The following is a 19,960-nucleotide window of genomic DNA, read 5'->3' as shown; positions in this document are numbered from 1 at the left end:
ATTTAATAGAAAATAATAAAAATACAAATGATTAGTTAATTTAAAATATAATAAGAGCAACTTTATACTACTAAAAAATAAAATAATATACTTTTTTGAATTTGCCAATATCTACAATCCACAATAAAGTAGTCTTGCCTTGTTTTACATCTATTTTTTGACGAATATTATTAACCTGAATTGTATAGTTGCCACTATCAATCTGTTGTTCGAATAGGTCAATGCTATTGGGTAATAACAACCATGATCTCATATCTGCTCGCTTCGGATCAGTATTTGATAGGTCAAATTTTAAATGACTGCCCAAAAGCCCTCCTAGAGGAAAATTTTTATCATAATCATATTTAAATGCCTCAATAACAACACTTTGTGTAACAACTCTAGAGTAACTCTCTATGAGCGATTTCATAGCATATAGTGTCGTGTCAAGTAATGTCTCTGTATAAGTATCTACTAATGCACTACCTCCCGATGAAATTACTACTCTTTTCGGCTCAAAAAAACTATATTTTGTTTTGTATACAGGAAACTCCAGTTTCTTGATTCCTATATTGCCTAAATCAAGATTAACTTGTGCAGATTTACGTATATTGACAAGGCCTTGTTCATAAAAAACCACAACTCTACCCATTCCCATAGAAAAGGGAGATATTTCACCAGCTACTGCAGATCGATACTCATTAGCTGTTTGATCAAGATATTTGTTACCAATTGTATATTTTTGAGCATTTTCAAGGTCGTTCAAAGATTCCTGATAATTTTTTGAAATAGCTGAGTCCAATAAACTTTTTAGATAGTAAGCCATTGGATTACCATAAGCATTAGGAATTATTGATGAAAATTCAAGCATGGCTTTTAATGACTTAAAGTTATCTAAGCCTAATTCATCGCTAGTGATATCATTTCTATCAAGATCCTCTTTAGCAAGCTCCTTCATACCACCTGCTATTATATTTTGTTCATTTCTCCATATTTTGGCAGTCTCTAAACTATCCAGTGATTTAAGTGCTTGATTAACATCATTCGTTTTTAAATAATTTAGTGCTTGATATGTATACAAAAAGCTTATTGCATAGTCTGGAATATTATATGATGTTTTGATGTCATAATAGTTGTATGTATTTTTATTTAATAAAAACTTTTTTGCTTGCTCTAATGACTGGTCTTTATCTTTAGGGATAGATTTAATCGCTAGATCATAAAATTTTATAGAATCTAAGTAGTTATCGTTAAACTGCAGTAATCTTCCAGACTCCAAATTATTAAGGTTTTTTAACTGCTTTATATTAGCGATATTATTATTTTCATTTATTGCTTCAGATATATTATCTTCTACGAGATTTTTTCGCACTGGAGCAAATATCCATGGATAATTATAAGATGCAAATTTTATTTTTGTGACATCTTTTTTTGTGGTTGTACACGAGCTCAAAAGAACTACTGACAACGCTAATATTAATAGCTTATTGGATTTTTTCTTTTTCATCTTTGATAACACCAATGCCAAGGCTCATAAATATACCCATAATCATTATCACGCGGAAAACTCATCTTAAAACCAAACCTGTGAGCATTTTTACTTAACCACTCAAAAGCTAATGTATTTTCAAAAGATTCTGTTAAAACTTCTTTTTCATCTCCAGTAGTCAAATCTATAGCTCTACCTGTATGATGCTCACTCTCTCCGTGCAGAGCATTTACTCGCATAATTTGTTCAAGTGTTTGACCACTAGCTAGTTTTCTATCTATAATTTTTTGCTGATAATCATAACTTCTAAAACCAGAAACTATATACAAAAGAATACCCTCTTTTTCTGCTGCTTCTTTTAGTTCTAACCAAACTTGATGAGTATTCTTTTCTAAGAACAAATCTCGAGCAAAAAAATCCTTGCCAGCATAGATTAAGTCTTCCTTTTTAGCTTCGGGAAATATTATTTTTCTTACCATTTAGCTGACTCTTCCAACCTTAATAACTCACAAAGATATTTATCATGTTCAGAGGTATTAATAACTGTTTCATTAGCTGAGCGTAAATTTAATTTACCAAAATCAATATCTATATTATCTTTACTAGCATTTTTTGCAGTGTGTAAAGTAAGATTAGTTTGTCCCCCTGTCATTGCAAGATATACATCAGCCAATAACTCACTATCTAATAATGCTCCATGGAAAGTACGATGATCATTTCTAATGTAGTACCTTTTACAAAGAGCATCTAGATTATTTTTCTGAAGAGGATGTTTCTTCCTAGCAAGTTCCAAGCTGTCAACGATTTTCGCAACATGTTGTTCTAGAGTGCCATACTTATTATTTTTCAGAAGCCCAAGCTCCCAGTTTATAAATGGCACATCAAATGCAGCATTATGGATAATAACTTCGGCACCTTTAAGAAAATCAATCATCTTTTCAACATTTTCTTCAAAGAGTGGCTTATCTGCCAAAAACTCATTAGTTAGACCATGAACTGCTAAAGCTCCAGCCTCAACTTCATAATTTGGATTACAATAAAAATGTAGATTATTACCTGTAACTTTCCTATCAATGACTTCAACAGCCCCGAATTCTATAATCCTGTTACCTATTTTATAATCAAAACCCGTCGTCTCAGTATCTATAAAAACTTGCCTAGACATCAAAATTTCTCTATTTTGTTACTAAGCTTTAGTATAACAGTAGATTACTATAAATATAACGTATAGTTGAGAGAAAGATAGTTCTGTCTCTCTTTAAAATTACTACTACGAGAGTAAATATTTGTATAATCTAAACCCAACCAAGAGCCATAGAAAGCATTGTATCTTACGCCAGCGCCGTATTGATAAGCAAAATTTGATTTATTTTGTAAAACTTGTGAATAATCAACATAAGGAATAAATCTTTTACCATATATTGTTGCTGTATAACTTGACTGTAATGACCAAGAAGCAACATTTTCTCCTGTACCTAAGAAATTATCATATATCAAAGCTGCACTAGGCCTTACGGAACCAAAAAAAGGTACACCAGCAATATTATTTGGGCTAACAGATGAAGAGTCATTGACTCCTCCAACACCCCTATCTGTTAAAAGAGCTTCTGCTTCAAAGTTAATATCTGAAATAGCTAGGCCATAATTCAAATCAAATGCGCCAACATTTCCACCATTTTTAGTTTGGAAACCTGATACATTTGAATACGCAGCTCCAAAAAACTGATAATCCCCTACTGTATCCATCTCGTAGACATATTTACTATTTAAAGAAAACCCCACACCACTTTTACTAGCAGCATTAGTTACACCAAAATAGCTATCAGGGTTTGCATTTAAAAGTACCGCATTTAGATGCAAATCTTGTGTATGATAAGAAAGATTTATATTCCCACCTGACTGCATAAAATATGTCCTAGTCAACGTCGAGACATAGTTCGAAACAATATCAAAGTTACCGTACATCACAGTTGAGTTTGCCACATAACCAAAAAATGGACTTTCTGAAAGGTTTCCTAGAATAAAATATAATGTATTTGGACGTACATTGAAGCCTTCATCACTGTGATCTTGATATAACGTAAACCCAACGAGTGACGTAAACCATTTAGAAATAGTTGATGCCGCATAAAAATCTACTGCATAAGAAAAAAGTCTATTTTCACCTCCTTGGGGAACTCTATTTAGTCTTTGCCAATCAATCAATGCTACTTTTGTTCCAAAGTAGATATAATTATCATCTAAAATACCTTGCTGTCTTGCTTGGAGCATAAATAGAGGATCTCCAGTATCTTCCTGAACATTCAGCATTGCATGAGTTAACGTTTCACTAACTCTAAAGCCGTTAAACCAAGAAGTTTTTATAGAATCAATATTTAGTGCTTGGTTAACTTTAGTATCAAAGGTTTTCTTAGCTAGTGCTCGTTTTTCACTATCTGTAAGAGCCTCACCTTCTTTGATTGATAAGTCTTGAATAGCTTGCTGCGCAACTTTCTCTTGCTGTGCTGTACTTAGTGGAGCTTTATTAAAGATATAATCTTGGTTAGGAAAGACTCTTCTATAAGCATTAGATTCAAGCCGACGAATATTATCAGGATCATAGCCACTTTCTACAGAACTAGCATCAGCTGGATCAGAACTTGTATCAGCACTGACAGCTACACTAAATGGGAATAATACTAAAATACTTGCTAAAGCTACTATCTTTCTAAACATGAAACTACAATTCTTTGCTATCTAAGTCCTTGTCATTTTCTTCTATTATGTCAACTATTTGTTGTTGGCTTAGTGCTTCACCTTCTTTTATTTCTATATCATCTATAGTATCAGCCACTCTTTTACTCACAGGAATTTTTTTGCCATTCTCTTCTATGTAATATGCATAACAAAAACTACATACAAATCCAAAGATAAGAAAAAAAGATAACCTTATATACTTCATTTTATATTTTTTTAACAAATTGAGATTTTAATTTCATAGCCCCAAAACCATCAACCTTACAATCTATATCATGGTCTCCAGTAACTAAACGGATATTTTTAACCTTAGTTCCAACTTTAATAACTTTTGATGAACCTTTTAATTTTAAATCTTTGATAACACTTACAGTATCACCATCAGCAAGAAGATTACCATTTGAGTCTTTGATAACCAACTGTTCATCAATAGATTCATTAATTTGCCATTCATAACCGCATTCTGGACATATTAGTAACTCACCATCTTGATAAACATATTCGGATTGACATTTAGGACATGAAGGATACTCAGACATAATAATCCCCTTTAAATTCTTTAGTGTGCATTAATATAACATTATAGTCTGCTAATTACTATCAATTATATTTAATCGCACCATATACTCAAACAATCTAATTTTATATAAATATTCTCAAATACATAGTCATAATATTATCTTGCTCTGAGAAAGTTTTTGCCCTTCCTTTAACATACGTATAGCTAAAACCAAGCCACCCATCAGCAAAAACATTATATCTAAAGCCAGTTGCCAAAGATGCCGCATAATTATCAGATGCTTGTTGGATCTGAGAGTAACTCACGAATGGTACAAAATCCTTATTCATAACATTCGCTGTATAGTCGAGCTGTGAAGACCAGCCAAAAACATTACCTCCACTAGTCAAAAAATCATTCGACTTTAAATCTGGAAAAATTGATGATGCAAAAGATTCTCTTAAATTAAAACCTCCCGAAACATCTGTCATTGAGGTTACACCTTTATCTGTAAACACAAATTCATTAACAAGCTCCAATTTGCTAATATTCATCCCCACATTAAAGTCCACGACTCCGACGTTGTCATTATAGTCATTTGTAAAGCCCGAAACATTTGAATACGCTGCTCCAACATACCAATAATCTCCAACACTTTGTAAATCTTGGGTATATTTCATATTTACAGAAAAACTTAACTTAGAGTTACCTTCATATGCATTAGCTACTTTCAAAAAATCATCCTTAGATGAAGCTAAGAATACAAAATTTGTCTGCAAGCCATCTTTATTATACGAAAGATTCACATTACCCCCAGATTGCATAAAATACAAACGTGTTAAGGTAGGTATAATATTAGTAGACTCATCAAAATTCCCAAAATTCACAGTTGATAGTGCAGCATATGAATAAACAGGTAATTTATTCAAATTACCTAATATAAAATATACTCCACCGGGAGTTGCTGACCACTTACCATCAATAGTATAGGTATTTAAAGAAGCAAAAACAGATGTCCAATCACCTAAAGTACTTGCTACATAATACTCTAGTGAATAGTTATTAATTGAACGTGATGATACGCCATTTTGAGTATCTAGCCCCCAGGTTGGAATAAAAGAAGCCATTCCTCCCACATATAGATAGTCATCTTTTAGCAAACCGTTTTGGCGTGATAAAATGATAAACTCAGGATCTCCGGTTTCTTGCTGGGTATTAAGCATTGCTTGAGAAAGTATTACATTATTTTTTATCCCTTGATAGAATGGAGGCTTAACTTTATCAGCACGAGACAGCTTTAGAAGAGTTTTTCCAACATCAAACGTTGTCCCGGGAGCTATTGATTCTCCTTCATACTGTTCGACCGTATCTAAAGCAGAATTATCTTGAGAAGTATTAGCTTTTGATTTATCAGTATTAACTAACTTTTTTTGAGTATCTATATCTGCAACATCATTTGCCGCATAGACATCATAAGTCAGCACTAGCAAACTTATTAATATTAAAAAAATATTTTTCATCTATGAGCAAAAATTGTGATTAAATTAGAAAGTATAAGAATAAATGATAAATTATAGATCTACAACGTGATCAGATAGGTATTCAGCTACACCTTCAGGAGATGCTTTCATACCTTCATCACCTTTGTTCCAACCAGCAGGACAAACTTCACCATGTTCTTCATGGAACTGTAACGCTTCTACCATTCTAGTTATTTCATCCATATTTCTACCAAGAGGAAGATCATTAACAACCTGATGACGAACGATACCTGATTTGTCGATCAAGAAAGTACCTCTAAATGCCATACCACCTTCAGACTGAACATCATAAGCTTTAACAATTTCTTGATTAATATCTGCAACCATAGTGTACTGAACTGGTCCAATACCTCCGTCATTAATTGGAGTATTTCTCCATGCATTATGTGTGAAATGAGAATCTATTGATACACTTACAACCTCAACACCTAGCTCTTTTAGCTTAGCTGTTCTTTTGTCTAAAGCAATTAATTCAGATGGGCAAACAAATGTAAAATCTAGTGGATAGAATACCACAACAGCATATTTACCTTGGATAGCTTTAGCAAAGTCATAACTATCAACAATTTCACCAGTTCCTAAAACAGCTGGTGTATTAAATACAGGTGCTTTTTTACCTACTAATACCATAATTCATTCCTCCATTTATACAAAGTTTTATGGTCAATATTAAAATTTAACGCTCTTAATTTTGCTTTCTAATTATACTTATGTCAACTCTATTTATCGTATATAATATTGATAACAATACTTATTAACAAAATTTAATATGCTTTTACCTGTTCACAAAAACACAAAACTTCTAATTTTTGACTGTGATGGCACAATCGCAAACAATATGAAAATACACGTTAATGCTTGGCTTAGTGTATTGAAAAATACCAAGCCAGAGGTCGAATCTATCGACTTTGATAAATATAACGGACTACCTAGTGAGTATATACTCAAAGAAGTATTCAAATTTGATGAAAGTGAAACACCCATAATCGCTGAAAAAATTAAAGAAGCTTCTTATGAACTATTAAGCCAAACTAGACCTATCCAACCTATAGTTGACTTAGTTATACACTATCATAATAAAATACCCATGGTAGTAATATCTGGTGGCAAACAAGCCAATGTAATTAAGTCTTTAGATGTTCTGGGACTTACTGATTATTTTGACAGCATAATTACAGCAGATGATTCACACCCAAATAAAAGCTCACCTGATGCATTTACATTATTAGCGAATAAATACAATGTTAAACCTCGTGACTGTCATGTATTTGAAGATGGTGTACCAGGTCTTATTAGTGCTCTAAAGGCTGGGATGACAGTAACTGATGTTAGAAATATTAACTTAGATATATAATTAATTAGAGTAAAATCACATGATAAAAAACACACTATTAGGACTACTACTGTTATCTTCTTTGGGGTACACAGAAGTAGTAAATACGGCAACATGGACAACTAAAGATATCGAAAATGATTTCAAAACAAAATATTTCTGTAATGAGAATCTATCAAAAGAGGATTGTGATAAAAATTTTAAGAACATAAAAGATTATGGCATAGATGTCGGCTCTCTTGGTAATAAAAATATAAAATACATCCAACTTGATAAAATATCATATACTACAACCAATTCTTTCCCAGCTACAGGAAAAATAACATCTCATGTATCTGGACTTGTAATGCTTCCTAACACCAATCATCCAAAGGGAGTAGTCTTATACTATCACCCTACTGTATTTGATAATGCTGGAGTTCCTTCTAATCTAGATAAAAAAAATAAGACTAGCTTGTATCTAAATACTGTTTACGCTGGAGTATATGCCGCTAATGGATATATCGTTGTTGCTCCTGACTATATTGGTCAAGGAGATGACTATAAAAACTATCACCCCTATGTTTTATATCCGAAACAAACCATAAATACAGCTGTTGATTTATTGAATAATGCTAGTAGTGATATCCGCAAAAAATATGGTCTGAAAGATAACTCAACACTAAATCTATTTTCAGTTGGTTATTCTGAAGGTGGAGCATATTCTATATGGACAGCCAAATGTTTAGGATGGCGTGGTAACTGTGAAGGGGTAGATAAGTTAGATACACTATATAGATATAGAGCTGCTGCTGGATTAAGTGGAGCTTATGATGTAAGTAATACCACTCTAGACTTTATGACTGATAACAATGACTCTAGTAAGTATTTTTTACACAGTAAACTTATCACATCGATGCTAAAACCTGGTTTAATGGCAAACACTTTTATGAGTTATCTAAATTATAGCAATGTATCTAAAACTATAAGCACAAACGATATTGATAAAGGTTTCTTTGAAATGAAGTGTTCAACATTCTCACAAGAAAAGTGTAATCTTGAAAACAAACACTATAACTTCGATTCTTTATTTTTGCAGCAGCATTTACCAAATACACAATTTGCTGGAGCAATATTTAATAGTGCATTATACAAGAAGTTCCCTAATCAAGAATCTGCTTCTCATTACGCTATACCTACTGGTAACAACTCAATGTATGACTTATTTAATGAAAAAATATTTACCAATAAAGAACTTATTGAGACAATGAAAGCTGCAGATATTGTTGATTTTGGTAAAAAAACCAGAACTCCTTTGTATCTATTTGCACTCAAAGAGGACTCTGTAGTAACTCGACTTAATTATGATAAATTTATGCAAAATGCCAATGCTATAGTTGATGGTTTTATTTTGGATAATAACAAAATTGTTACAAGCACTACTGATTGGTTACCGGTACAGCTCGATATTAATGAAATTGACCATGTAACTGGTGAAACCTATGCTAATCTATTTGCATATAAATACATTGATGATATAAATAAGGTATACATATAAAACTATGATTGATGCTATTACACAGAGGACCGGTATTTTAGTCGATGAAACTGGTATTAATAAACTTGAGAATACTAACATCTTTGTAGCTGGATGTGGCGGAGTAGGCTCTTATGTGATAGAGGCTCTTGCCAGAGCAGGTATTGGCAAGCTTACTATAGTTGATATGGACGTAGTAGATCCATCAAACATTAACCGACAGCTAATTGCTCTTCATAGTACTATTGGAAAATCAAAAGTTGATATTATGAAAGAGCGCATCGCAGATATAAACCCAGAATGTAAGGTTAATGCTTTAAAGACTTTTATAAACCCAGAAAATACTCTTGAGCTACTTAGCAATGAAAAATATGACTATGTAATTGATGCTATTGATACACTTAATGCTAAAGTAAACCTCATTAAGGTAGCTCATCAAGACTTAGGTATAAAAACAATATCAAGTATGGGTGCCGGTGGAAAAACAGACCCAACGCAGATAAAAGTAGCAGATATATATAAAACTGATGTATGTGCTCTAGCAAGGGCGATGAGAACAAGATTAAAAAAATTACATGTTGCAAAGGGAGTCAAAGCTATCTTTTCAACACAAAAAGGTATAGACCCTCTCCCACCTAATGCTCCCGAGCCAAATCAACATGGCAGATCTAGAGCAACAAATGGAACCCTCAGCTATATGCCATCACTATTTGGTCTCACAATAGCAGGTATTGTTATCAAAGAAATTGTTGTAAATCATTTTAATCAATAAAATATTTTAAACCCTAGAAATATACTCTCATATCATTTACCCTTAATGATTAATATAACTAAAAAGTCATTTAGAAAATGCCAAAAAAGTTTAGACTTAGATATGTATTACTTGTTGTAATTATTGTAGCAGCTGCAGTTTTTTTCTCTAGTAACTCCTCAGATGTACAAGTTGATGCAAATATGGGAGCTTGTGAAATATTAGATCAAAACCCTAACTGGAAATTATCACTAAAAAAAGCTCAAGATAAATATAATCTATCCCCAGCTTTTGCAATGGGTCTTATATATCAAGAATCTCGTTTCGATGCCGAAGCTAAAAGCAGTTACTCAACTGCTTATGGATATGCTCAAGCTATAAACAGTACATGGAAACACTTCCAAGAAGAAGTTAAGCAAAATGCTAAAAGAAATAATTTTGATGATAGTGTACAGTTTATAGGCTGGTATATGGCACAACTTTCAAAATCTCTAAAACTTAAAATGAGTGATAGCGAAAATCTATATATGGCATATATGCTTGGAGCAACTGGATATAAGCGCTACAAAGCTGGCACATTCAAAAATAAGGCTAAAATCGAAGAAGATAAAAATATAGCAAATAAAGTTAAAGCTTATACTAATTTATATAAGTCACAGTTGAAAGACTGTAAAATTTAGAATCTATACGCCAGTGTAGTCATTACTTTTGACTGAAGCTTCATTATAGCTTTTACAGGTTTAGGTAACTTTTTGCCTCCAGCTTTCTCTGCTTCAATTGCATGCTCAGATTCATCAAGGTACATTTGTTTAAGTATCTCACGTGAGCGATTATCATTAACTGGTAAGTTTTTTAAATGTGAATCCAGGTGTTTCATAACTTGTTTTTCTGTCTCCACAACAAAACCATAACTTAGACTATCACTAATAGAGCCAGCGGTAGCTCCTATACCAAAAGATGCCCAGTACCAAAATGGATTTAGTAAACTAGGCTTTGCCTCTAACTCATCTAGTCGCTCCGCACACCAAGCTAAATGGTCATACTCTTCGTCAGCTGCGTGATATAAGTGCTCTTTTGTTTCAACTGATTTTGCTACAGATGCTTGCCCTCTATAAAGTCCTTGAGCACAAATTTCTCCAGTATAATCAACTCGCATCAGTCCAGCTGCGTGTTTTTTATCCTCATCAGATAACTTACCATCTCTTATATCACCAGCTGGAGACTTTCTATTGGGATTAAGAGGATGCTTTGTAAATCTTGCATAACTATCAATTTCTTCAACAATTCGATCTAAAAAAGATAATTTTCTCATAACTGAAGTCCTTTCTTAAATAAAACCAAATATCGCATTAGCTGCGACAATTGCAAACAACAGATTGAGTATCAAGAACACCCAACCCACCGTATAACCTTCTCTAATTGAAAATACAGCATAAATAGCCAAAACTATACCACATACAATCATAGGTTCATTTCTACTCAATAGTATACCAAAACATAACGCTACAAGCCCTATAAAAGCACAAACTCTAGCTATATTTATTTTATACTTACTAAAATAAGTAATTGAGAATATAATTGCCAATACTATGAATACTAGTAAATTATATATCTGAGAAAAACTAAAAAAAACCATAGTGGCACTAACAAATGCAATACCTTGCAAACCACTAAAAAATGGCTCTTTTTGGATCACAGCTGATAAGAATAAGAAAAAAGTTGCAAAAAAAACTATAAGATTTTTCTGAGCAACATCTGTTTCAACTAAACCAAACATAAATATTATTAGACCTACAATTCCCACTAGTAAGCCTACATTACTCATAATTTTTTTTAACATATAAAAAGACAAATCAGTTTAATTGAAAACTATTATAATTATAAACTATAATCGTTACAAAAGTTTTCATTGAATAACAGCTAAACTATTAGTTATAATTATGAAATATCTATTTTGATTCATTTTTTAGCATAATTAAGGAGATTTTAATGGCTAGAAAGAAAATAGCGCTTATTGGTGCTGGTAATATTGGTGGAACACTTGCTCATTTATCACTAATCAAGCAGCTAGGTGATGTGGTTCTTTTTGATATAGCTCCGTGCATGCCTCAGGGTAAAGCTCTAGACTTATTACAAACTTGCCCTATTGAAGGAGTTGATTTCAAAGTTAGAGGTACAAATGATTATAAAGATCTAGAACACTCTGATGTGGTAATAGTCACAGCTGGTGTACCAAGAAAGCCTGGTATGTCTCGTGATGATTTACTTGGCATCAACATTAAAGTAATGCAAGCTGTAGGCGAAGGTATCAAGCACAACTGCCCAGATGCATTTGTTATATGTATCACGAATCCTCTTGATATCATGGTAAATATGCTACAAAAGTTCTCTGGTGTACCTGATAATAAGATTGTTGGTATGGCTGGTGTACTTGATTCTGCAAGATTTAGAACTTTCTTAGCAGATGAGCTTAATGTCTCTGTACAGCAAGTTCAGGCTTATGTAATGGGTGGACATGGTGATACCATGGTACCTCTTACAAAAATGTCTAATGTTGCGGGTGTATCTCTAGAGCAACTAGTCAAAGAAGGCAAAATTAGCCAAGAAAGACTAGATTCTATAGTAGCTAGAACTAGAAGTGGTGGTGGTGAAATTGTAGCTTTACTTAAAACAGGTTCTGCTTACTATGCTCCAGCTGCTGCAGGTATACAAATGGCAGAAAGTTATCTAAGAGATAAGAAGATGGTTCTTCCATGTGCTGCAAAAGTAAAAGCTGGTATGTATGGTGTTGACGAAGATCTATTCGTAGGTGTTCCAACAGAAATCTCTGCTAATGGCGTAAGACCTATTGAAGTTGAAATTTCTGATAAAGAAAGAGAGCAACTTCAAGTATCAATTAATGCAGTTAAAGAGCTTAATATTGCCGCTGCTGAAATTTTATCAAAATAATTTTCTAGCATGTCTAGACAGTAACCATTGTACTGTCTACATCTCAAAAGTGATTCATCAAAGTCAAGTGTAATATTTGACTTTTTGGTATTCTAAAATCAAAAAAAATTGATAAAATTTCTTTAGTTAAAAATCAATTATACTAAATTAGTATAGATTTGTTACTAATATAATATTTTTGAAATTACTTTAAATTTAAATAGGGTTTTTGTTTATTATGTCTAATGAAAAATACCTTGGCATCCATATAGATATATCTAAGGATCATGAGCTATCAGAACAAGCACAACAATTGCTTACTAATTACTATTGTCTAGAGAATGAACCCTCTCCACAATATGCTTTTGCAAGAGCTTCTGTTGCATACTCTTTTGGCGATATGAACCTTGCGCAACGCATATATGATGCTGCATCTAAAGGTTGGTTTATGTTTGCATCTCCGGTGCTTTCAAATGCCCCTCTTCCAGGTGCAAAAGTTAAATCATTGCCAATAAGTTGCTTTTTATCTTATGTTCCAGATTCATTAGAAGGCCTTATAGAACACTCATCTGAGCTTAGATGGCTGTCAGTAAAAGGTGGTGGTGTTGGTGGACACTGGTCAAATGTAAGAGCTGTTTCAAATAAAGCTCCGGGACCGATACCGTTTATGCACACAGTTGATGCAGATATGGTTGCTTATAGACAAGGTAAAACTCGCAAAGGCTCTTATGCTGCTTATATGGATGTTTCTCATCCAGATATAGTTGAATTCTTGGGTATACGTGTACCAACAGGTGATGTGAACAGAAAGTGCTTAAATCTACACCATGCAGTTAATTTAACTGATGACTTTATGCAAGCAGTTGCTGACGATGCAGATTGGAAACTTGTAGATCCTGATGACAAAACTGTTAGAGATATAGTCAAAGCTCGTAAAATATGGGAAACAATTCTAGAGACTCGCTATCGTACTGGTGAACCTTACTTAAACTTTATCGATACTGCGAATAGAGCGTTACCAAAATCACAAAAAGAGCTTGGTTTAACAATTAAAGGCTCTAACCTATGTAATGAGATTCATTTAGTAACTGATGAAAAGCGTACAGCAGTTTGTTGTCTTTCTTCAGTAAATTTAGAAAAGTATGATGAATGGAAAGATACATCTCTAATTAAAGATTTAATTAGATTTTTAGACAATGTTTTACAGTTTTTCATAGATCATGCTGGAGATGAAATTTCTAAAGCTAGATATAGTGCTTCTCGTGAAAGAAGTCTTGGCTTGGGTGCTATGGGCTTTCACTCATATTTACAGAAGCATAATGTTCCATTTGAATCTCAAAAAGCCAAAGAAATTAATGAAGAGATATTTAAGCGTATAAAAGAGCAAGCTGTAGAAGAGACTCTAATATTAGGATCTGAAAAAGGTGAAGCTCCTGATATGGCTGGTACTGGTCGTAGAAATGCTCACTTATTAGCAATAGCACCTAATGCCAATAGTTCTCTTATATTAAACACTTCGCCAAGTATCGAGCCTTGGAAAGCAAATGCTTTTACCTCAAGAACTAGGGTTGGTTCACATTTAACTAAGAATAAATACTTAGAAAGAGAGTTAGAAAAGGTTGGTAAAAATACTGAGGAAGTTTGGTCAGATATTATTACTAATGGAGGCTCTGTTCAACAGCTAGAATTCTTGAGTGATGATATTAAAGCTGTATTTAAAACAGCAATAGAAATGGATCAAGATTGGGTTGTATATTTAGGTGGACAACGTCAAAACCATCTATGCCAGGGGCAATCTCTTAATATATTTTTTCCAGCTGGAGCTTCTCGTGGTTATCTCCATAAAGTTCACTTCAATGCTTGGAAATATGGTTGTAAAGGATTATATTACTTAAGAACAGAGACTTCTAATAGAGCCGAAAATATTTCTAAGAAGGTTGAAAAAAATAGGCTTGTAGAATTCTCAGAGTTAAAACAATCTGAGAATGAATGTATCGCTTGTGAGGGCTAAAATATGAAAGTAAAAATATATACTAGAAATGGCTGTCCATTTTGCGTATGGGCGAAACAATGGTTTGATGAGAATGAAATATTCTTTGAAGAAACCATAATGGATGATCACTCTCAACGTCTTAGATTTTACGAAGAAATGAATCAAAGTGGTAAAGTTGCTTTCCCGATTTCAACTGTACCACAAATATTCATTGATGATGAGCATGTTGGTGGCTTTACAGATCTTAAAGCCAATGAGAAAGAAATCTTAGCTAAGAAATAGGTAATAATAGTGGAAGTAAAAATATATACAAAAACGAACTGTCCTTTTTGTGACCTCGCTAAAAGTTGGTTTGGTGCAAATGATATTCCTTTTACACAAATTACTCTTGATGATGATGAAAAAAGACTAAATTTCTATGCAGAAGTAAATAAGAATATCCTACTCGTTGAGGAACATGTTAAATCAGTACCACAAATATTCGTCAACGATGTACATATTGGTGGCTACGACAATTTAATGGCTAGAGCTGGTGAAGTTATTGCTCGTGTCAAAGGTTCTTCTCTAACAACTTTTTCTAAGACATACAAGCCATTTAGCTATCCTTGGGCTGTTGACCTAACTGTCAAACATGAAAAAGCTCACTGGATAGAAGACGAAATAGATTTATCAGAAGATGTAACTGACTGGAAAAATGGTAAAATTACTAAAGTTGAAAAAGAATATATTACTAATATTCTAAGGTTATTTACTCAATCGGATGTAGCTGTTGGTCAAAACTATTATGATCAATTTATTCCAGCTTTTAAGAATAATGAGGTCAGAAATATGCTTGGCTCATTTGCTGCACGTGAAGGTATTCATCAAAGAGCATACGCCCTTTTGAATGACACTCTTGGTCTTCCAGATTCTGAGTATCATGCTTTCTTAGAATATAAAGCAATGACCGATAAAATCGATTTTATGATGGATGCGGATCCTAGTACTCGTCGTGGCTTAGGACTTTGTCTTGCTAAGACAGTATTTAATGAAGGTGTAGCCCTATTCGCATCATTTGCAATGTTACTTAACTTCCAACGCTTCGGTAAAATGAAAGGTATGGGTAAAGTTGTTGAGTGGTCAATCCGTGACGAATCAATGCACGTCGAAGGTAATGCTGCATTATTTAGAATGTACTGCCAAGAAAATCCTTATATAGTTGATAATCAATTCAAAAAAGAAATATATCTAATGGCTAGCAAAGCCGTTGAACTTGAAGATAAATTTATTGATTTAGCTTATGAGATTGGTACTATCGAAGGTCTAAAAGCTGATGAAGTAAAAGAGTATATTCGTCACATTACAGATAGACGTTTAAATCAACTTGGTTTAAATGAAATATATAGTATTGATAAAAATCCTCTTACTTGGTTAGAGTGGATCTTAAATGGTGCTGATCATACAAACTTCTTTGAGAACCGAGTAACAGAATATGAGGTTGCAGGTCTAACAGGTAACTGGGATGAAGCTTATCAGCACTAATTCTACTTTTTATTAATTTTTTTCTCATAATTAGTTTCTTTTATATCCCTTACAAAAATTTTAAATATCTATTTCGTATAAAGCTATGTTTTAATATTCATAGGTAGTATAGATAAATATTAAAAATGGATTTTCAAAATTTAGAAAATATTATTAACCATGATATTTCACATGGCTTCTCAGGAGTAGCTGTGAATGTGGTTTTTCATAACAAACCTATTTATAAAAATAATTTTGGTTACGCATATAGATATAATCAAGAAGGAAATCTTGTCAGCAACCCACAATCTTTAAGAAATAATATGCTTTTTGATATAGCTTCTCTGACAAAAATTTTTGCAACGACTTATGCAGTCATGTACTTATATGAGCGAAAAAAAATCAAACTAGATGATAAGATAACAAAATACATTCCAGAATTTAAATTTGAGAATACCTCTTATATCCCAACTATTCGAGATTTATTAAATCATGCTACTGGTGTAGCTCCATTTTTTGATTTTTATAATAATCATATTGCAGATTCTCTATATAGCCAAGACAGAGAAACTACTATCAGATTTTTAAAAACAAAGATGTCTGTCATTGAACCAGCACAAAAGTATTGCATCTACTCAGATATAGGTATGAAAATATTAGGATGTTTAATTGAGACTATAACTAATCAAAGAATGGATGATTTCCTAGAAAAAAATATCTATTCGAAAGCTGGTGCTCAAAATACCTGTTTTAATCCTTTGGAAAAAGGCTATTTACCAAATCAAATAGTAGCAACTCAAATTGACGGCCATGCTAATTGTGGTACAACTAATTTTAATAATATAAAAACTGATACTCTTCGAGGCTTAGTTCACGATGAAAAAGCACTCTACTCAATGAGCGGTATTGCTGGTCATGCAGGATTATTTTCTACTATTGACGACATTACCAAACTAGCAGGCTTGTTATATCAAGAAAATACATTTTTTACTCAAGGCACCATAAAAGAATTTAGTCAACCATCTAACATTAACCCTTCTTTTGGATTAGGGTTTTGGACAGCAAATGGACGCAAGAACAGACCTTTTTTTGGTGAAAAATGTAGTGATCAAACTATAGGACATACTGGATTTACAGGTCAATGCTTTATTTCTGATTCTCAAAATAAGATTACCATTATAATTATGTCGAACAGTGTGCATAGTCCTATTATCTATCCTAGAATTTTTGAAGGCAAAACTTATAGAACAGGCATGTATGGACAATTAATAGACTCGATATATACGGAGTTAGGTTTATGAATTTAAATTTTAGATACAGTTTTAAGTTTATTCTTCCTGTATATATCATCTCAGCTATCATTGGTGGCTATGCCTTAGCAATTGTTGGAGGCATTGGTAAAGATATTCAATATAACTTCGACCTGGATAATCACCAGTTATCTATTTTACTAGGCTTAGTATTCCTAGGTGGTATTTTAGCAAAAGTTGTTTGGCTAGCTACAGATCGAATTGGTCGAAGAGCAATGATAATTTCTTTTGCAATAATGTATATCATAGGAACTTATCTTTTTGTAATATCTAATAGCTATAATACTCTAATAGTAGCCAGATTTATTCAAGGAGCTGCTATTTTACTTTGTACTTATGCATTTCCTATATATATTACAGAAATATCTCCAGCTAATAGAAGAGGTATGTATGTAACTTTATTTCAACTATTCTGGACAGCTGGAATGTGTTTATCAGGAGTTATAATATTTTTCTTTTATAATACTCTTAGCTGGTATCAATATTTATACATTACAATATTTCTTGTAATAGCTTTGCTCGGCTTGATTTGCATATTACCCCCGAGCCCTACTTGGCTTGTACTAAGAAAGAGGTATGATGATGCATATATAGTCATAAGTAAAACTCAACCCACTTTGACAAAGCAGGAAATACAAAAGCATATCGAAGAAGTTAGAGTTAGCCTCAGAGAACACAAGCCTAAGACTTTTTTACAAAAAATTTTAATTGGAAAAGATATTTGGCCTGTTTTATTAGTAACAACAATCTTAATATTAAATCAATTGACTGGTATTAATTTTATTATTTTTTCTTCAGAGCTAATCCTTTCACCATTAACAAATAACATTTATATAACTCATATAGCAAACTCTCTAATTTTAATTGTTAACTTTGGAGTCACCATATTAACCATCTTTTATATAGATAAGTGGGGAAGAAAAAAAGTTATCTTTACAGGACTAACAATTGCATTAATAAGCATGATTCTGCTAGTAGTATTATATAGCCTACCTACTTTTGACTATAATTACATACTAGTAATTTTGTTCTTAATAACATGTATTGCCGGATTAGCATTTGGTCCTTCTGGAGTCATCGTAACCCTTATAAATGAACTATTACCGAATAGAGTAAGAATTATTGGTATCTTCATAGCGGGTGTAGTTTCAATGTTATTTGCATTCTTCTTTATTGGATATTTTTTACAAATAGGCGAGAGATACGGCTTTAATATTATGTTTGGAATTATTTTTATAAGTTCATTTGTATATTTATTGATTGTTAAGAAACTTATTCCAGAAACTGCTGGCAAAACATTAGAAGAAATAGAAAATGAGTTTCAATAAACCCTAAGCTAATTATTAATTTTATATTTACATTTAATTATTTTTTGATAATATTACATAAATTTTAATTTATTGAATAATTATACAATGCCAAAAAGAAAAGTTATAAGTTTTTTTACTTTACTTATTTTTTGTTTATCTTATATATATGCTAACGTTGATCAATATCAGCAAAAAATGGTATATTTCGGCTATGGATCTCTGATTAAAAACTCTGATGGACTACATATAGGACCTTGGCAGGCTAATGGTCCTGATATGGCCGTAGATTTTTTGAGGGTTAGCGGATTATATTTTGCTCCTCCTACATCTAGTTCTGCATGTATTAAGCAAGAAGATGGGACATGTAAAAAAATGACTGTTCCTCTTCCGGCTGCAATGTGCTTAAGTGTGAATGATGAGGATGGTAAAAGTACAGGCTATCTTTTAGCAAATCAAGTTAGACTAGCGGTTACATTTATCCCACAAGATTTAATAACTCTCGATGCAAAAAGGACTGCTATGCATTATGCAGTTGTTGACAACGATATTAACTTCGACCAAGCAAGAGAAGAATTAGCAAAGAGAGAAGGGACTTCAACAATTGAAAATATAGCTTACATAAAGAGAGAAAATCAAGACTATAATAAATTTGAACTCTCGACAAAAGCAAAATCCTTGAATGAACAAGATATTAACGAAATAAAAAATTGGATGGATAATCAAGGAGTAGATGTTGTATTCTTTGCCTATTTTGATGCAAATTTCACAGAGCAGATGCAAGCATTATCAAATGCTTTAATTGATAAAATAGATGTATCTGAATGGAACTCAGAAAATGTTCATGGGTTTTATGACATGCTTAGATACTACAACTGGGGAGCATTAGGAACTGCAAATAACTATATTGTTACTACTCCTGAAAATACCCAACACGCTAGTAAATTCTGGATTAACTCTCAGAATAACTTACTAACATATACAAAAGACTTGCTTAACAGTGGCATAAATCCCAAGGAATTTAGTCATTGGCATATCGACTGTAGTCAGTTTATCGCCAATGATCTTTAAAGTTCTT

General features: G+C 32.7%; 21 protein-coding genes. 11 read left to right on the top strand and 10 right to left on the bottom strand.

What is annotated here, in order from left to right; genetic code table 11:
- Positions 1 to 70 precede the first annotated feature (70 nt).
- The 8 genes from F0R75_RS03285 to F0R75_RS03245 form a co-directional block, all read right to left on the bottom strand.
- Positions 71 to 1,486, bottom strand: coding sequence for a COG3014 family protein (locus F0R75_RS03285; protein WP_149368354.1), 1,416 nt, complete (start codon positions 1,484 to 1,486; stop codon positions 71 to 73).
- Complete coding sequence (locus F0R75_RS03280; protein WP_149368355.1) at positions 1,483 to 1,947, bottom strand: M15 family metallopeptidase; 465 nt, start codon at positions 1,945 to 1,947, stop codon at positions 1,483 to 1,485. Before F0R75_RS03280 ends, F0R75_RS03285 begins: the two co-directional genes overlap by 4 nt.
- Positions 1,941 to 2,633, bottom strand: coding sequence for a DNA polymerase III subunit epsilon (gene dnaQ / locus F0R75_RS03275; RefSeq protein ID WP_013923037.1), 693 nt, complete (start codon positions 2,631 to 2,633; stop codon positions 1,941 to 1,943). The genes F0R75_RS03280 and dnaQ overlap by 7 nt, the downstream gene beginning before the upstream one ends.
- Before the next feature lie 47 nt (positions 2,634 to 2,680).
- A complete protein-coding gene (locus F0R75_RS10130; protein ID WP_187986008.1) occupies positions 2,681 to 4,183 on the bottom strand; it encodes a hypothetical protein in 1,503 nt (500 codons plus the stop codon).
- 4 nt (positions 4,184 to 4,187) lie between these two features.
- On the bottom strand, positions 4,188 to 4,409 hold the full coding sequence (locus F0R75_RS03260) for a hypothetical protein (protein ID WP_146422099.1): 222 nt from the start codon (positions 4,407 to 4,409) through the stop codon (positions 4,188 to 4,190).
- Position 4,410: 1 nt separating this feature from the next.
- Positions 4,411 to 4,743 carry a zinc ribbon domain-containing protein YjdM gene (locus F0R75_RS03255; RefSeq protein WP_013923034.1) on the bottom strand — a complete coding sequence of 111 codons (333 nt, stop codon included), beginning with the start codon at positions 4,741 to 4,743 and terminating at the stop codon, positions 4,411 to 4,413.
- 103 nt (positions 4,744 to 4,846) lie between these two features.
- A complete protein-coding gene (locus F0R75_RS03250) occupies positions 4,847 to 6,223 on the bottom strand; it encodes a hypothetical protein (protein ID WP_149368356.1) in 1,377 nt (458 codons plus the stop codon).
- Positions 6,224 to 6,274: 51 nt separating this feature from the next.
- Complete coding sequence (locus F0R75_RS03245; protein WP_013923032.1) at positions 6,275 to 6,874, bottom strand: peroxiredoxin; 600 nt, start codon at positions 6,872 to 6,874, stop codon at positions 6,275 to 6,277.
- Between the two features lie 139 nt (positions 6,875 to 7,013).
- On the opposite strand from F0R75_RS03245, the gene F0R75_RS03240 reads away from it, so the two are divergent.
- The 4 genes from F0R75_RS03240 to F0R75_RS03225 all read left to right on the top strand — a co-directional run bounded on the left by F0R75_RS03240 (position 7,014) and on the right by F0R75_RS03225 (position 10,524).
- Entirely contained in the window at positions 7,014 to 7,598 is a 585-nt protein-coding gene (locus F0R75_RS03240) for an HAD family hydrolase (protein WP_149368357.1), read from the top strand.
- 19 nt (positions 7,599 to 7,617) lie between these two features.
- Positions 7,618 to 9,114, top strand: coding sequence for an alpha/beta hydrolase family protein (locus F0R75_RS03235; protein ID WP_149368358.1), 1,497 nt, complete (start codon positions 7,618 to 7,620; stop codon positions 9,112 to 9,114).
- Between the two features lie 4 nt (positions 9,115 to 9,118).
- Complete coding sequence (locus F0R75_RS03230; RefSeq protein WP_149368359.1) at positions 9,119 to 9,865, top strand: tRNA threonylcarbamoyladenosine dehydratase; 747 nt, start codon at positions 9,119 to 9,121, stop codon at positions 9,863 to 9,865.
- Positions 9,866 to 9,942: 77 nt separating this feature from the next.
- A complete protein-coding gene (locus F0R75_RS03225) occupies positions 9,943 to 10,524 on the top strand; it encodes a transglycosylase SLT domain-containing protein (protein WP_146422095.1) in 582 nt (193 codons plus the stop codon).
- Here the strand turns inward: F0R75_RS03225 and coq7 are convergent.
- Together coq7 and F0R75_RS03215 are read right to left on the bottom strand one after the other, a co-directional pair.
- Entirely contained in the window at positions 10,521 to 11,156 is a 636-nt protein-coding gene (gene coq7, locus F0R75_RS03220; protein WP_149368360.1) for a 2-polyprenyl-3-methyl-6-methoxy-1,4-benzoquinone monooxygenase, read from the bottom strand. The genes F0R75_RS03225 and coq7 overlap by 4 nt on opposite strands.
- A gap of 15 nt (positions 11,157 to 11,171) precedes the next feature.
- On the bottom strand, positions 11,172 to 11,684 hold the full coding sequence (locus tag F0R75_RS03215) for an MFS transporter (protein WP_146422093.1): 513 nt from the start codon (positions 11,682 to 11,684) through the stop codon (positions 11,172 to 11,174).
- A gap of 149 nt (positions 11,685 to 11,833) precedes the next feature.
- Here F0R75_RS03215 and mdh point away from each other — a divergent pair, with 149 nt between their 5' ends.
- The 7 genes from mdh to F0R75_RS03180 all read left to right on the top strand — a co-directional run bounded on the left by mdh (position 11,834) and on the right by F0R75_RS03180 (position 19,953).
- Positions 11,834 to 12,793: a malate dehydrogenase gene (gene mdh / locus F0R75_RS03210; RefSeq protein ID WP_149368361.1), complete on the top strand. Its 960-nt coding sequence runs from the start codon at positions 11,834 to 11,836 to the stop codon at positions 12,791 to 12,793.
- A gap of 217 nt (positions 12,794 to 13,010) precedes the next feature.
- Complete coding sequence (locus F0R75_RS03205) at positions 13,011 to 14,783, top strand: ribonucleoside-diphosphate reductase subunit alpha (RefSeq protein ID WP_146422091.1); 1,773 nt, start codon at positions 13,011 to 13,013, stop codon at positions 14,781 to 14,783.
- A 3-nt stretch (positions 14,784 to 14,786) separates the two neighbouring features.
- Positions 14,787 to 15,047 (top strand): glutaredoxin, encoded by a 261-nt coding sequence (locus F0R75_RS03200; protein WP_041263737.1) that lies wholly within the window; start codon positions 14,787 to 14,789, stop codon positions 15,045 to 15,047.
- 6 nt (positions 15,048 to 15,053) lie between these two features.
- Complete coding sequence (locus F0R75_RS03195) at positions 15,054 to 16,286, top strand: ribonucleotide-diphosphate reductase subunit beta (protein ID WP_146422090.1); 1,233 nt, start codon at positions 15,054 to 15,056, stop codon at positions 16,284 to 16,286.
- A gap of 125 nt (positions 16,287 to 16,411) precedes the next feature.
- Positions 16,412 to 17,566 carry a serine hydrolase gene (locus F0R75_RS03190; RefSeq protein ID WP_149368362.1) on the top strand — a complete coding sequence of 385 codons (1,155 nt, stop codon included), beginning with the start codon at positions 16,412 to 16,414 and terminating at the stop codon, positions 17,564 to 17,566.
- Complete coding sequence (locus tag F0R75_RS03185; protein WP_149368363.1) at positions 17,563 to 18,903, top strand: MFS transporter; 1,341 nt, start codon at positions 17,563 to 17,565, stop codon at positions 18,901 to 18,903. Before F0R75_RS03190 ends, F0R75_RS03185 begins: the two co-directional genes overlap by 4 nt.
- Positions 18,904 to 18,990: 87 nt before the next feature.
- Entirely contained in the window at positions 18,991 to 19,953 is a 963-nt protein-coding gene (locus F0R75_RS03180) for a hypothetical protein (RefSeq protein ID WP_149368364.1), read from the top strand.
- The last annotated feature ends 7 nt before the right edge of the window (positions 19,954 to 19,960 follow it).

It is taken from the genome of Francisella marina, from assembly GCF_008369785.1.
GTDB classification, from domain to species: Bacteria; Pseudomonadota; Gammaproteobacteria; order Francisellales; family Francisellaceae; genus Francisella; species Francisella salimarina.
This window is presented reverse-complemented; position numbering and strand designations above follow the sequence as displayed.

Excerpts from the sequence above, each read along its gene's own strand:
- F0R75_RS03285 (WP_149368354.1), bottom strand. The coding sequence starts at position 1,486 with ATGAAAAAGAAAAAATCCAATAAGCTATTAATATTAGCGTTGTCAGTA.
- F0R75_RS03280 (WP_149368355.1), bottom strand. The coding sequence starts at position 1,947 with ATGGTAAGAAAAATAATATTTCCCGAAGCTAAAAAGGAAGACTTAATC.
- dnaQ (WP_013923037.1), bottom strand. The coding sequence starts at position 2,633 with ATGTCTAGGCAAGTTTTTATAGATACTGAGACGACGGGTTTTGATTAT.
- F0R75_RS10130 (WP_187986008.1), bottom strand. The coding sequence starts at position 4,183 with ATGTTTAGAAAGATAGTAGCTTTAGCAAGTATTTTAGTATTATTCCCA.
- F0R75_RS03260 (WP_146422099.1), bottom strand. The coding sequence starts at position 4,409 with ATGAAGTATATAAGGTTATCTTTTTTTCTTATCTTTGGATTTGTATGT.
- F0R75_RS03255 (WP_013923034.1), bottom strand. The coding sequence starts at position 4,743 with ATGTCTGAGTATCCTTCATGTCCTAAATGTCAATCCGAATATGTTTAT.
- F0R75_RS03250 (WP_149368356.1), bottom strand. The coding sequence starts at position 6,223 with ATGAAAAATATTTTTTTAATATTAATAAGTTTGCTAGTGCTGACTTAT.
- F0R75_RS03245 (WP_013923032.1), bottom strand. The coding sequence starts at position 6,874 with ATGGTATTAGTAGGTAAAAAAGCACCTGTATTTAATACACCAGCTGTT.
- F0R75_RS03240 (WP_149368357.1), top strand. The coding sequence starts at position 7,014 with ATGCTTTTACCTGTTCACAAAAACACAAAACTTCTAATTTTTGACTGT.
- F0R75_RS03235 (WP_149368358.1), top strand. The coding sequence starts at position 7,618 with ATGATAAAAAACACACTATTAGGACTACTACTGTTATCTTCTTTGGGG.
- F0R75_RS03230 (WP_149368359.1), top strand. The coding sequence starts at position 9,119 with ATGATTGATGCTATTACACAGAGGACCGGTATTTTAGTCGATGAAACT.
- F0R75_RS03225 (WP_146422095.1), top strand. The coding sequence starts at position 9,943 with ATGCCAAAAAAGTTTAGACTTAGATATGTATTACTTGTTGTAATTATT.
- coq7 (WP_149368360.1), bottom strand. The coding sequence starts at position 11,156 with ATGAGAAAATTATCTTTTTTAGATCGAATTGTTGAAGAAATTGATAGT.
- F0R75_RS03215 (WP_146422093.1), bottom strand. The coding sequence starts at position 11,684 with ATGTTAAAAAAAATTATGAGTAATGTAGGCTTACTAGTGGGAATTGTA.
- mdh (WP_149368361.1), top strand. The coding sequence starts at position 11,834 with ATGGCTAGAAAGAAAATAGCGCTTATTGGTGCTGGTAATATTGGTGGA.
- F0R75_RS03205 (WP_146422091.1), top strand. The coding sequence starts at position 13,011 with ATGTCTAATGAAAAATACCTTGGCATCCATATAGATATATCTAAGGAT.
- F0R75_RS03200 (WP_041263737.1), top strand. The coding sequence starts at position 14,787 with ATGAAAGTAAAAATATATACTAGAAATGGCTGTCCATTTTGCGTATGG.
- F0R75_RS03190 (WP_149368362.1), top strand. The coding sequence starts at position 16,412 with ATGGATTTTCAAAATTTAGAAAATATTATTAACCATGATATTTCACAT.
- F0R75_RS03185 (WP_149368363.1), top strand. The coding sequence starts at position 17,563 with ATGAATTTAAATTTTAGATACAGTTTTAAGTTTATTCTTCCTGTATAT.
- F0R75_RS03180 (WP_149368364.1), top strand. The coding sequence starts at position 18,991 with ATGCCAAAAAGAAAAGTTATAAGTTTTTTTACTTTACTTATTTTTTGT.